This is a genomic window from Serratia sp. 22278, assembly GCF_052045405.1.
In the GTDB taxonomy this organism is placed as follows: domain Bacteria; phylum Pseudomonadota; class Gammaproteobacteria; order Enterobacterales; family Enterobacteriaceae; genus Serratia; species Serratia marcescens.
The window spans coordinates 50,138-62,448 of sequence record NZ_JBQEOW010000019.1 but is presented as its reverse complement, the minus strand read 5'-3'; the positions used below and the strand labels follow the sequence as shown (position 1 = coordinate 62,448).

General features: G+C 63.2%; 11 protein-coding genes. 6 read left to right on the top strand and 5 right to left on the bottom strand.

Going from position 1 to position 12,311, the window contains the following annotated elements; translation table 11 throughout:
• From ACTJJ6_RS22655 to ACTJJ6_RS22635, 5 genes are all read left to right on the top strand, one after another.
• Positions 1–189, top strand: a 189-nt coding sequence (locus ACTJJ6_RS22655; protein ID WP_282475631.1) for a hypothetical protein, incomplete at its 5' end; no start/stop codon positions are given.
• An 84-nt stretch (positions 190–273) separates the two neighbouring features.
• On the top strand, positions 274–1,281 hold the full coding sequence (gene fepB, locus ACTJJ6_RS22650; RefSeq protein WP_033639716.1) for a Fe2+-enterobactin ABC transporter substrate-binding protein: 1,008 nt from the start codon (positions 274–276) through the stop codon (positions 1,279–1,281).
• 214 nt (positions 1,282–1,495) lie between these two features.
• Positions 1,496–2,551, top strand: coding sequence for a Fe(3+)-siderophore ABC transporter permease (gene fepD / locus ACTJJ6_RS22645; RefSeq protein ID WP_016926801.1), 1,056 nt, complete (start codon positions 1,496–1,498; stop codon positions 2,549–2,551).
• Complete coding sequence (gene fepG / locus ACTJJ6_RS22640) at positions 2,551–3,588, top strand: iron-enterobactin ABC transporter permease (RefSeq protein WP_016926800.1); 1,038 nt, start codon at positions 2,551–2,553, stop codon at positions 3,586–3,588. The genes fepD and fepG overlap by 1 nt, the downstream gene beginning before the upstream one ends.
• A 17-nt stretch (positions 3,589–3,605) precedes the next feature.
• Complete coding sequence (locus tag ACTJJ6_RS22635) at positions 3,606–4,412, top strand: ABC transporter ATP-binding protein (RefSeq protein ID WP_016926799.1); 807 nt, start codon at positions 3,606–3,608, stop codon at positions 4,410–4,412.
• A gap of 28 nt (positions 4,413–4,440) precedes the next feature.
• Here ACTJJ6_RS22635 and ACTJJ6_RS22630 read toward each other — a convergent pair whose 3' ends face one another.
• The 3 genes from ACTJJ6_RS22630 to budA all read right to left on the bottom strand — a co-directional run bounded on the left by ACTJJ6_RS22630 (position 4,441) and on the right by budA (position 8,665).
• Positions 4,441–6,027, bottom strand: a complete 1,587-nt coding sequence (locus ACTJJ6_RS22630) for an ABC transporter substrate-binding protein (protein ID WP_016926798.1) — start codon at positions 6,025–6,027, stop codon at positions 4,441–4,443.
• A 140-nt stretch (positions 6,028–6,167) separates the two neighbouring features.
• The gene (gene alsS, locus ACTJJ6_RS22625; protein WP_049299534.1) at positions 6,168–7,853 is read right to left on the bottom strand and encodes an acetolactate synthase AlsS; all 1,686 of its coding nucleotides are present in this window, start codon (positions 7,851–7,853) and stop codon (positions 6,168–6,170) included.
• A gap of 32 nt (positions 7,854–7,885) precedes the next feature.
• Entirely contained in the window at positions 7,886–8,665 is a 780-nt protein-coding gene (budA, locus tag ACTJJ6_RS22620; RefSeq protein ID WP_004936416.1) for an acetolactate decarboxylase, read from the bottom strand.
• 451 nt (positions 8,666–9,116) lie between these two features.
• Here budA and ACTJJ6_RS22615 point away from each other — a divergent pair, with 451 nt between their 5' ends.
• On the top strand, positions 9,117–10,019 hold the full coding sequence (locus tag ACTJJ6_RS22615) for a LysR family transcriptional regulator (RefSeq protein ID WP_016926796.1): 903 nt from the start codon (positions 9,117–9,119) through the stop codon (positions 10,017–10,019).
• Here the strand turns inward: ACTJJ6_RS22615 and eutC are convergent.
• On the bottom strand, positions 9,998–10,789 hold the full coding sequence (gene eutC, locus ACTJJ6_RS22610) for an ethanolamine ammonia-lyase subunit EutC (RefSeq protein WP_049299536.1): 792 nt from the start codon (positions 10,787–10,789) through the stop codon (positions 9,998–10,000). The genes ACTJJ6_RS22615 and eutC overlap by 22 nt on opposite strands.
• Positions 10,786–12,171 (bottom strand): ethanolamine ammonia-lyase subunit EutB, encoded by a 1,386-nt coding sequence (locus ACTJJ6_RS22605; protein ID WP_079450334.1) that lies wholly within the window; start codon positions 12,169–12,171, stop codon positions 10,786–10,788. Before ACTJJ6_RS22605 ends, eutC begins: the two co-directional genes overlap by 4 nt.
• Between the last annotated feature and the right edge of the window lie 140 nt (positions 12,172–12,311).

Here is a 12,311-nt window from a genome sequence, read left to right as displayed (position 1 = left end):
ACGACAACGCGCAGCGTTGCCCGCAGGGTGAGGCCACAGGCCGAATCAATCCTGCACGACCCACCCATTCAGAAAAAAGCGCCTTTTGGCGCTTTTTTCGTTTCTGCCTCACTCACTGCCCCTATCTCCTTATTCTTTCTGTATTCACTACGCGCTGAGATACGAATGGTTATCATTTTGGCGGCTTGAATGGTAAATTAGCGGGCATCCACCACGCAGCCAATCCGCCGCCGGATTGATACGCCTTAGTTCAAGGAAAGAAAGAGCCCGCTCATGACCCTATCCTTACGCCAGCTGTTCATTGCATTTATCGCCACTTCCAGCCTGCTGCTCAGTGGCTGCGGCCCGGACGACAAGAGCGACGGGCAGAAACCGTCCGCTCCCGCAACCGACAGCAGTTGGCCGCGCACCATCGACAGCGTCAAAGGGAAATTCACGCTGGAAAAACCGCCGCAGCGCATCGTGTCCACCAGCGTCACCATCACCGGCACGCTGCTGGCTATCGACGCCCCGGTGGTCGCCAGCGCCGCCACCAGCCCAAATCCCCTGGTGGCCGATAAACAAGGTTTCTTTACCCAATGGAGCGAGGTGGCCAAGCAGCGCCACGTCGAGCGGCTGTACCAGGTGGAGCCCAATGCCGAAGCCGTCGCCGCCGCCGCGCCGGATTTGATCGTCGTCGCCGCGACCGGCGGGGATTCGGCGTTGAAACTGTATGACCAGCTGTCCGCCATTGCGCCGACGCTGGTGCTCGATTATGGCGACAAAAGCTGGCAGCAGCTGGCCAGCGAGCTCGGCGAGATCACCGGTCATGAAGCCGGCGCCAAACAGGCGGAAGATCGTTTCGAACAGCGCGTGGAGCAAGTGAAGCAGGCGATCGCGCTGCCGCCGCAGCCCACCACTCCGCTGGTGTATGCCGACAACGGCCGCGAGGCCATGCTGTGGACGCCAGGTTCCGCCCAGGGCAAACTGCTGACCCAGCTCGGTTTCCAACTGGCCACCCCGCCGGAAAGCGCCAAAGGCAACACCAGCATGGGGAAACGCCATGACATCATCCAGATCTCCGGCGAAAAAATGGCCGAAGGCCTGAATGGCAAAACCCTGATCCTGTTCGCCACCAATGAGCGCAAAGTGCAAGAGGTGCTGACCAACCCGTTCCTCAAACATCTGGAGCCGGTGGAACAGCGGCACGTCTACGCCGTCGGCAACGACACCTTCCGCCTCGATTACTACAGCGCCACCAACATGCTGAACCAAATCGAACGGTTGTTCAAAAAGCCCTGAATCACGCCGTCGGCAGGCCAGACCCCTGCCGACGCTTTCCGCAAGCGGGGCAAACATTCACATTCAATCAATTGAAATATCAATAGTTATTAACATCATCATTGCACCTGCGCCGCCAACCGGCGGGTGCATGCGGGCGTAAACTCGTGCTACTATAAGCGCCCGCATGAACGCAAATAACAATGAGAATAAAAATCATACAGGAGTTACCGGTGTGAACGTACCCACTCCGACTGAGCGGACGCTTTCGTCCGCACCGCACGCAGCTTACGCCAGTGGCTTCAAACGCATCGCCGGGTTCGGTATCGGTTTGGCGCTGTTGCTGCTGTGCATCATGGCCAGCCTGATGCTGGGTTCCAAAGCCATCCCCTTCCATACCGTCTGGCTCAGCCTGCAGGGCGCCGCGAGCGGTTCCGACAGCACCATCATTCTCAATGCCCGGGTACCCCGTACGCTGGCGGGCATCCTGGCCGGCATGGCGCTCGGCGCCGCCGGCGCGCTGATTCAGGCGCTGACGCGCAACCCGCTGGCCGATCCCGGCGTGCTCGGCATCAACGCCGGCGCCAGCTTCGCCGTAGTCATCGGCATCATGTTTTTCGGCGCCGCCACCACCGAAAGCTATATGGCCTACGCCTTTGTCGGCGCGGCCCTCACCACCCTGCTGGTCTACCTGATCGGCACGCTGGCGGGCGGGCGCATCAACCCGGTGCGGCTGACGCTGGCTGGCGTGGCGATCGGCGCGGTGCTGCTCGGCATCACCACCGGGCTGTCGCTGATCGATCCGCAAACCTTTGACCAACTGCGCTTCTGGCAGGCCGGCACGCTGGATATCCGCACGCTGTCCACGCTGCCGGTCACCGCCCCCGCCATTTTGCTCGGCTGCCTGCTGACGCTGCTCATCGCCCGGCCGCTGAATACCATCGGCATGGGGGAGGATTTGGCTATCGCGCTCGGCGCGCGCGTGGTGCTGACTCAGATCGTCGCGGTGATCGCCATCACGCTGCTGTGCGGCGCGGCAACCGCCACCGTCGGTCCGATCAGTTTCATCGGCCTGATGGTGCCGCATATCGCCCGTTGGTGGGTCGGCCCCGACCAACGCTGGATCCTGCCCTATTCCATGCTGCTGGCGCCGATTTTACTGCTGTGCGCCGACGTGGTCGGCCGCTTGCTGGCGGCCGGTGAACTGCGGGTTTCCATCGTCGCCGCCTTTATCGGCGCGCCGGTACTGATCTGGCTGGTGCGCCGCAAGAAAACGCTGGGGGGCTTGTGATGAGTCTGCCGCACACGCTGCATATCGGCCGTCCGGACGGCGTCATCAACTGGCGCGTGCCGCTGCGCCTGCTGTTGGTCAACCTTTCGCTGCTGGCGTTATGCCTGGCGATGGCGGTTGCCGCGCTGTGCTACGGCACGCTACAGCTCTCGCTGGAGCAAGTCTTTGCCGCGCTCAGCGGCGAGGCGCCGAAAAATCTGGTGACCGTGGTCACCCAATGGCGCTTGCCCCGCATCGCCATGGCGCTGCTGTTAGGCGCCGCGCTCGGCATGAGCGGCGCCATTTTCCAGTCGATTATCCGCAACCCGCTCGGCAGCCCGGACGTGATCGGCTTTAACATGGGGGCCTACACCGGCGCGCTGATCGCCATCACCCTGTTCAACGGCGGCTACTATTACATCGCCGGCGGCGCGCTGGCCGGCGGCATTCTCTCGGCGCTGGCCATCTATCTGCTGGCCTGGCGACAAGGCATCGCCGGTTTCCGGTTGATCATCGTCGGCATCGCCATCAGCGCAGTGCTGGTTTCCACCAACACCTGGCTGATCATCACCGCTTCGCTTGAGCGCGCCATGGACGCCGCCATGTGGCAGGCCGGTTCGCTCAACGGCATGACCTGGCAAAAAGCCCAGCCCGCCACGGCGTTCATCGTGCTGGCGGCCGCGGCCGCGCTGCTGATGGGCAAACGGCTGCAGCTGCTGGAAATGGGCGACGACACGGCGCGCGCGCTGGGCGTCAACGCCGAAGGCAGCCGGCTGTGGCTGATGCTGTTTGGCGTTACCCTCACTGCCGCCGTCACCGCCACCGCCGGGCCGATTTCCTTTATCGCGCTGGCGGCGCCGCAGATCGCCCGTCGCCTGGCCGGACAATCCTCGGTCACCCTGACCTCCTCGGCGCTGATGGGCGCAGCGTTGCTGCTCGGCGCCGACGTGGTGTCCCAACATCTTTTCGCGCCGATCCAACTGCCGGTCGGGGTCGTGACCGTCTGCATCGGCGGCCTGTACCTGATTTGGCTGCTCATCCGAGAGGCCCGCAGATAATGAAGAGTGATAATGCCATGAGCCACCGCCTGCACGCCTCGCACCTGAAGCTGGGCTACGACAATAAAATCATCGCTGACGATCTGAGCGTGGCGATCCCCGACGGCGCCTTCACGGTGATCGTCGGGCCGAACGCCTGCGGCAAATCGACGCTGTTGCGCGCCCTGTGCCGCCTGCTGAAACCCAGCGCCGGCGAGGTGATGCTGGACGGCAAGAACATCAGCAGCTTCGCCACCAAGGCGCTGGCGCGCGAGCTTGGCCTGCTGCCGCAAACTTCAATCGCGCCGGACAGCATCACCGTGGCGGATCTGGTGTCGCGCGGCCGCTATCCGCATCAGAGCCTGCTGAAACAGTGGACGCAGGCCGACAAACAGGCGGTGGAAGCCGCCATGGCGGCCACCAACGTCAGCCAATTAGCGGACCGCAGCGTCGACGAACTGTCCGGCGGGCAGCGTCAGCGCGTCTGGGTGGCGATGGCGCTGGCGCAGCAAACCCCGCTGCTGCTGCTGGATGAGCCGACCACCTACCTCGACATCGCGCACCAGATTGAGCTGCTGGATCTGTTCCGCCAGCTTAACCGCGAGCGCGGTCAAACCATGATCGCGGTGCTGCACGATCTCAACCACGCCTGCCGCTATGCCGATCACATCATCGCCATGCGCGACGGCAAGATCGTGGCGGAGGGGAAACCGGCGGAGATCATCACCGCCGAACTGGTGGAGCGAGTGTTCGGCATGCCGTGCATGATCATCGACGATCCGCTGTCCCACACGCCGCTGGTGATCCCGCGCGGCCGCTACCACTGCGACACGCCGCAGGCATGAAAAAGGCCGGGTTACCCCGGCCTTTTGGTTACTTCTCCAGCGACACCTGTTTGAAGATGTGTTTGCCGAACGGGTCTATCTCGTAGCCTTTCACTTCCTTGCGCACCGGTTCGAAGATGGTCGAGTGCGCGATCATCAGCGCCGGCATCTGATCGTGCATCATCACCTGCGCCTGCTGGTACATCGCCACCCGTTTGGCGTGATCGTTCTCTTCACGCGCCTGCAGGATCAGCTGGTCGAACGGTTTATAGCACCATTTCGCCGAGTTAGAGCCGCCGAGCGAAGCGCAGGTGAACAGCGGGCCGAAAAAGTTGTCCGGATCGCCGTTGGCGGTGGTCCAGCCCATCAGCGCGGTCTGGTGCTCGCCGTTTTTAATCCGCTGTAAATACTCGCCCCACTCGAAGGTGACGATTTTGGCGCGCACGCCGATCTTGGCCCAGTCGGCCTGGATCATCTCCGCCATGCGCTTGGCGTTGGGGTTATAGGGCCGCTGCACCGGCATCGCCCACAGATCGATGTCGAAACCCTGCCCCAGCCCGGCCTCCTGCAACAGCTGCTTCGCCCGCTCCGGCGAATACGGGTAGTCTTCAAGCTGCGCGTTGCTGCCCCATTGGGTCGGTGGCAGCAGGTTCTTGGCCGGCTGGCCGGCGCCGTGGAACACCGCGTCGATGATCGCCGGTTTGTTGACCGCCAGCGCCAACGCCTGGCGCACCTTGACGTTATCCAACGGCTTCTTCTGGGTATTGAACGCCAGGAAACCGATATTCAAACCAGATTTTTCCATCACCTGAAGGTTGCCGTCCTGCCGCATGCGCGCCAGATCCGCCGGGTTGGGGAACGGCATCACCTGGCACTCGTTCTTTTGCAGCTTGGCGTAACGCACCGTCGCATCCGGCGTGATCGAAAACACCAGCCGGTCGATCTTCGGTTTGCCTTCCCAGTAACGATCGAACGCCTTGTAGAGGATTTTCGCATCCTTCTGGTACTGCACCAGCTGGAACGGCCCGGTGCCGATCGGATCGTTGTCCACCCGCTGCGGCGTGCCGGCCTTCAGCATCGCGTCGGCATATTCCGCCGATAATAGGGTGGCGAAGTACATGCCCAGATCGGCGACGAACGGCGCCTCGGCGCGGGAGAGCTCAAAGCGCACGGTGTGGTCATCCACCTTGACGATCCGGTCAATCAGCGTGCCGAACTCCATCGACTCGAAGTTGGTGTAGGCGCCGTTGGAGACCTTGTGATACGGGTTGTTGGCGTCCTTCTGGCGCATAAACGAGAAGATGACGTCATCGGCGTTGAAATCGCGGGTGGGCGTAAAATATTTATTGCTCTGGAATGCCACGCCCTTGCGCAGATGGAAGGTATAGCGCTTGCCGTCTTCGCTCACCTCCCAGCTTTCCGCCAGGCTGGGTTGCAGCTCGACGGTGCCGGGTTTGAAATCCACCAGCCGGTTGTAGATCGCCGCCGAACTGGCGTCTACCGTGGTGCCGGAGGTGAACAGCTGCGGGTTGAAGCCTTCCGGTGAACCTTCGGAACAGTAGACCAGCGTATTGGCTCGCGCGCCGCCGGCAATCGCCAACGCCAGCAGCCCGATCGTTATTGCTTTTCTTTTCATTGCGCTATCCCCAGTGGTGAAAAAACAGCCCAACGGATAGCAATAAATCATGCAGTTAGCGATGTAAAGGATAAATTCCGCGCATAAAAACGGGCAGGCGCGCAAGCGGCCTGCCCCGGTGAAACAGCGCGATGATGAAATTAAATCATCTGGCTGAAGTTCATCTGCGCCATCAGCTTATAGTTGTCGGCGTAGTCGACCGGAATGGCCACCACCACCGGTCCCTGGATCGCCATCGCCTTGCGCAGCATCGGCCGCAGGTCGTCCACCGACTGCACGGCGAAACCGACCGCGCCGCAGGATTCCGCATAGGCCTTGAAGTCAATCGGCCCAAACTCCACGCCGGATTTGCGCTGGTATTTGTTCACTTCCTGCATCTCCACCATGTTGTAGGCGTTATCGACCCAGATCACGTGCACGATGTTATTTTTCAACCGCACCGCGGTCTCCAGTTCCATGCTCGACTGCATGAAGCCGCCATCGCCGGAGATCGACACCACCTTATCGCCGGGGCGCACCAGCGCCGCGCCGATGGCCCACGGCAGCGCCACCCCCATGGTTTGCTGGCCGTTGGAGATCAACAGCTGGCGGGCGCGGAAGCTGTAAAGGTAACGGGCGATCCAGATGTGGAAGCTGCCCATGTCCACGCACAGCGTCACGTCGTCGCTGACGATGTCCTGCAGCTCCTTGACGATGCGCAGCGGATGGATCGGCATGCCGCCGCGGCGCGCGGCGCGTTCCGCCAGTTCTGTGCGCTGACGGCCGAGATCGGAGAGGATCAGCTCCACCTCCGGCGGCACGCAGACCGCCTCATTGAACGCTTCGGTCATCATGTTCAACGTGGCGCTGATGTTGCCCACCAGTTCGACATCCGGCCGATAGCAGGTGTCGATATCCGCCGGCAGCACGTCGATGTGCACCAGCTTCAGCCGCCCGTGGCTGTTCCACATGCAGGGATCGTATTCGATCGGATCATAGCCGACGCTCACCACCAGATCGGCCTTCTGCAACAGCTGATCGGCCGGCTGGTTGTTGAACAGGCCGACGCGGCCGGCGAAACGGGCGAAGTGGTTGACGTCGATCACCCCCGCCGCCTGATAGGTGCCGACCACCGGCATATGGGTGCGGTACAGCAGATGGCGCACCGCCTCGCTGTTCTCCGGCCGGCTGGCCTGCAAACCGAGCAGCAATACCGGGCATTTGGCCTGGCGAATCAGTTTCACCGCCGCCTGGATGTCGTCCGCCGCCGCGGCCCCCATGCGCGGCAAGCGGCAGCCGGCCAGCACCGGCGCGCTGACCGGTTCATTGACGATATCCATCGGCAGGCTGACGAATGATGCTCCCGGCCGGCCAAACTCGGCGCGGCGGAAGGCGTTGGCGATCACCTCGGAAATCGCCGAACCGGCATGCACTTCGGCGCAATACTTGGTCACTGGCCGGAACATGCTGACGGTATCCATGCTCTGGTGCGTCTGCTTCAGGCTGTCGGCGCGCTTCACCGCCCCGCCAAAGGCCACTACCGCGTCCCCCTCCGAGGTGGCGGTGGCCAGTCCGGTGATCAGGTTGGAGCTGCCCGGCCCGGAGGTGACCAGCGCCACCCCGGCCTTGCCGGTCAGGCGGCCGACCGCCGCCGCCATAAAGGCCGCGTTGGCCTCATGCCGCACCACCACCGTTTCAATCGATGGCGCGTCCTCCAGCGAGTCGAACACCCGGTCGATCTTGGCGCCCGGAATGCCGAAAACGTGTTTGACGCCCTGCGCTTCCAGATTTTTCACCACCAAATCGGCGCCGCATTGCCAGTCATTGCCTGTTTTTTCCTGTGCCATGGTTCCACCTCCTAAGAAAACGATCGCCGGGGTTAGCCCTCGGCGGAACGAATCGCGCGATCCAAATCCTCTGGGCAGAGGTTGGCGCGCAAGAAATCCGCATCATGCGGCAACTGAAGATTGAGACGGGTGATGACGCCGAACTGCAGGCGGCCGTGATCGAGCTGGTAATCCAGCACGTGGCCGCCGCCGCTGCGGTCGTCGGTAACGAAATGTTCGTGATAGCCGGCCACGCCGATGCCCTGCATGTAATCCGGCGATCGGAAGCCAACCAGCGTGCCGCGCCGTTGATGAAACGAGAAGGTCGGCTGCTCTTCTATCGCTTCCAGCATCGGGCGATAGGGCCGTTCCTGACGCGGCACGGTGCGGGTTTCCACGTGGCTGAACTCACCGTCGACCCGCACCGCGCAAAACAGGTTCGGCGAGGCGACCTGTTCATCGATGCACTGGTGCAGCTGCGCCTTGGTGATCGGCCGGTCGAACTGTTGGCTGATGCTGGGCTGGAAAAAGGTGACGACGGCGAAAGGGGTTTTCTGTTGCAAACCGGCTGGGCGGGCGCTGCCGTCGGCGCGCAGCTGGTGTATTTCCTGGTCGAAAGCGATCAGTTCGCCGTCCAGGTGATTGAAGGTGCCGAGGCCGAAATCACCGTGTTTGAGCAACTCGGCAATGGTGGTTTCACCCTCGTAGACCCCGTCGATGAGCGCGCTCATCAGCGAGATTTGATAGATTTCGCCCTCCCCGGCGTTGATCGACTGCCTGGCAAAACCCTGCGCCAAATGGCGCGCACAGGAACACCCGTGTTTTTCGTTCATGACTCACTCCTCCACCAGCGCGGGATCGCGATTCCGCGCGTTCAAAAGACCCACCGACGGTGGGCCAAGATGCCCCCCAAGGCGCGTTCATCAGTTGGAACGATTCAGCCTGAGGCGACAAAAAAACCGGCACGGCTGGCCGGCCGATATCCAGAACCCACGGCATGATGTGTGAAAGTAAAGGCTCACTAATCATTAATGCTGAGTCGGATATCAAATTGAACGGTTAATCTGGTGTTGGAGCGACAATCAACTCCGCAGGCGGCTCATGCAGCCTGGGAAAAACATCTGTTATTTAGTGCTAAGCGCCGCGAGGTTTATGCGTTTTTTCTCTATACGGCCAGGATGCGGCGGCGTTGAAGCCCGCCGTCAACCCGCAGCCAGAGTAGCCGCAGCGCCGCCGACAGAGAAGCGGGTATTCATAAGAAACGCTTTTGCATATAATGCAAAAATGAATGACGCCCGTTATGTTGAACATCTGCCGATCTTTCTCGACGTGGCCCGCCTGGGCAGCTTTTCCGCCGCCGCTCGCCGGCTGGGCATGGTGCCCTCCTCGCTGGTGCGCCATATCGACGCATTGGAAAGCGCGCTCGGCGCCGCGCTGTTCGTCCGCTCCACCCGTGGGCTGCTGCTGACCGACGCCGGCGAGCTGCTGCTGACGCGCGCCGCCGCGCTGATGGCGGACATTACCGGTATTCACGCCGAGCTGAGCGCGTTAAACGAAACGCCGCAGGGCACGCTGCGCATCAGCTGCCTGCCGACCTTCGGCAAAACCTATGTGCTGCCGCTGCTGCCGACGCTGGCGGAACGCCATCCGCAGCTGTCTGTCGATCTCGATCTGACCGAACGCCAGACCGATCCGACCCAGGAACGGCTGGACGCCGCCCTCCGCATCGGCGAACAGAAGGACAGCGCGCTATACGCCAGCCGTATCGCCACGCAACGCTGGGTGATGTGCGCCAGCCCCGCCTACGTCGCCCGCTATGGCCTGCCGAGCGATCTGGAAGCGTTGCCGCAGCATCGGCTGATCGCCCGCTACCACAAACAGCAGCCGGCCTGCTGGGCGCAGATCCTCGACGCGGCGCTGATGAGCCGCTGCACCATGGCGCTGCGCTGCGACGACTTCACCGCGCAGCGCCAGGCGGCGCTGCTCGGCCTCGGCATCGCCTTTCTGCCCAACTGGGTGGTGGGGCCAGACGTGCAGAATGGGCAACTGGTTCAGATGCTCGAAGATCCGCGCCATGAGCAGCAAGGCATCTATCTGCTGCGCCCGATGGCGAAGGTGTCCGCCCGGCTGGCGGCCTTCACCGCCCTGCTGCAGCAAACCCTCGGTCAGCCGCCCAGTTGGGGGTAAAGCGGTGTCACCCGGTTGTGCAGCGCCGGATTGTCGCTCTCGTCCTTCAGCTCGATGCCGCTCAGCCGCCGCTGGAACGCCTGCTCCAGCAGCCAGGCCAGACGGAACGCCGCATGCGGGTAATCCAGCCCCTCCGGCCGCACGTTGGAGATGCAGTTACGCTCGGCGTCCGTTCTGCGCGCATTCGGCTCCCAGGTTAAATAAATGCCCAGGCTGTCCGGCGACGACAGCCCCGGCCGTTCGCCGATCAGCACCGCCACCGCCCGGGCCTGCAGGCATTCGCCGATCTCATCCCCCAGCGCCACCCGCGCCTGATGCGCCAGCACCACCGGCGTCACGCTCAATCCCAGCGTATCGAGATAAGGTCGCAGCGCCTGCAGCAGCGGCAGCGCCTGACGGTGCACCGCCTTGGAGGAGAGGCCGTCCGCCACCACCAGCAGCAGATCGACACGGCGCGATGGTAAGCCGAGCAGCAGGCTGCGGCTGTCCGGCGCCAATCGCCGCCCCAGATCCGGTCGGCGCAGGTAGGCGGCGCGGTCGGCGGCCTGGCTGTGCACCGCCAGCGTGGGCCAACCGGCCTCGTGCAAATCCGCCGCCAGCCGCTCGCTGTCGAAAGGCTGATGCACCGCGTCGCGCGCCTGGGCATGGGCCAGGCCGAAGCGCAGCAGCTCGTCGGTCGGCAGGCTGGCGCCGGTGCGCCCCAGCGCGATGCGCGCGTCAGTAAAGGCGCGCAGCGCGTCCCAACTGTTGACGTGAACCGATTTGCTCATGTCCGTTCTCCCTGCAGCGCCAGCAACAACGGGTGATTGGCGGCGGCGTCGCGCAGCCGCCCGCGTTCGTCGGTGATGTTCATCGCCGCCAGCCAGGCGGCGAACTCCGGCGCATGCTTCAGCCCCAGCAGCTCGCGGATATAGAGCGCGTCATGGAACGAGGTGCTTTGGTAGTTGAGCATGATGTCGTCCGCGCCCGGCACGCCGATCAGGAACGTCAACCCGGCGGCGGCCAACAGCGTCAGCAGCGTGTCCATGTCGTCCTGATCGGCTTCGGCATGGTTGGTGTAGCAGACGTCGCAGCCCAGCGGTAGGCCGAGCAGCTTGCCGCAGAAGTGGTCCTCCAGCCCGGCGCGAATAATTTGCTTGCCGTCATACAGGTATTCGGGGCCGATAAACCCCACCACGGTGTTGATCAGCAGCGGTGAGAAATGGCGCGCCACCGCATAGGCGCGCGCCTCGCAGGTCTGCTGATCGACGCCGTGATGCGCGTTGGCCGACAGGCAACTGCCCTGCCCGGTTTCGAAGTACATCACGTTATCGCCCAATGTGCCGCGCCTAAGGCTCAGCGCCGCCTGCTGCGCCTCCGCCAGCAGCGCCAGGCTGATGCCGAAACCACGGTTGGCCGTCTCGGTGCCGGCGATCGACTGAAACACCAGATCCACCGGCGCGCCGCGCTCCATCAGCCGCAGCGTGTTGGTCACATGGGTCAGCACGCAGGATTGGGTGGGAATGGCGAAGCGCTGGATCACCTCGTCCAGCATATAGTTGAGCTTTTCCAGCAGCGGCAGGCTGTCGCTGGCCGGGTTGATGCCGACCACCGCGTCGCCGCTGCCGTACAGCAGACCGTCCAGCATGCTGGCGGCGATGCCCTGCAGGCTGTCGGTCGGGTGATTGGGCTGCAGCCGCACGCTGAGGTGGCCCGGCAGACCGATCGTGTTGCGAAAGCGCGTCACCACTCGGCATTTCTTCGCCACCAGGATCAGATCCTGATTGCGCATGATCTTGCTTACCGCCGCCGCCATCTCCGGCGTAATGCCGGCGGCCACCTGCGCCAGCATGGCGCTGTCCGCCTGCTCGCTCAGCAGCCAGTCGCGAAAATCGCCGACAGTGAGGTGCGAGATGGGCTCAAAGGCGGCGGCGTCGTGGCTGTCGATGATCAGGCGCGTCACCTCGTCCTGTTCGTACGGCACCAGCGCCTGCTGCAGGAACGCCTTGAGCGGCACATCCGCCAGCGCGATGCGCGCCGCCATGCGCTCTTCGGCGCTTTCCGCCGCCACCTCCGCCAGATAATCGCCGGAACGCGCCGGCGAAGCTTTCGCCATCAGTTGACGCAGATCGCCAAAGCGATAGCCGCGTTGGCCCACCGTTGCCTGATACATAGCCCCCTCCCTTGCCCCGGGTGACGAGATAACAGCCCTGCACCAAGTGTAGTCAGTGAAGCAAGAAAATTAATTTGCCTGCTATCGCCGCCATCGCGCATCCCCCCATTTCACCCGTTGCCGCTTCGGGTTACAGTAGC

Bases quoted from the DNA above. Each gene is read 5' to 3' on its own strand.
- fepB (WP_033639716.1), top strand. From the start codon at position 274: ATGACCCTATCCTTACGCCAGCTGTTCATTGCATTTATCGCCACTTCC.
- fepG (WP_016926800.1), top strand. From the start codon at position 2,551: ATGAGTCTGCCGCACACGCTGCATATCGGCCGTCCGGACGGCGTCATC.
- ACTJJ6_RS22635 (WP_016926799.1), top strand. From the start codon at position 3,606: ATGAGCCACCGCCTGCACGCCTCGCACCTGAAGCTGGGCTACGACAAT.
- ACTJJ6_RS22630 (WP_016926798.1), bottom strand. From the start codon at position 6,027: ATGAAAAGAAAAGCAATAACGATCGGGCTGCTGGCGTTGGCGATTGCC.
- alsS (WP_049299534.1), bottom strand. From the start codon at position 7,853: ATGGCACAGGAAAAAACAGGCAATGACTGGCAATGCGGCGCCGATTTG.
- budA (WP_004936416.1), bottom strand. From the start codon at position 8,665: ATGAACGAAAAACACGGGTGTTCCTGTGCGCGCCATTTGGCGCAGGGT.
- ACTJJ6_RS22615 (WP_016926796.1), top strand. From the start codon at position 9,117: ATGAATGACGCCCGTTATGTTGAACATCTGCCGATCTTTCTCGACGTG.
- eutC (WP_049299536.1), bottom strand. From the start codon at position 10,789: ATGAGCAAATCGGTTCACGTCAACAGTTGGGACGCGCTGCGCGCCTTT.
- ACTJJ6_RS22605 (WP_079450334.1), bottom strand. From the start codon at position 12,171: ATGTATCAGGCAACGGTGGGCCAACGCGGCTATCGCTTTGGCGATCTG.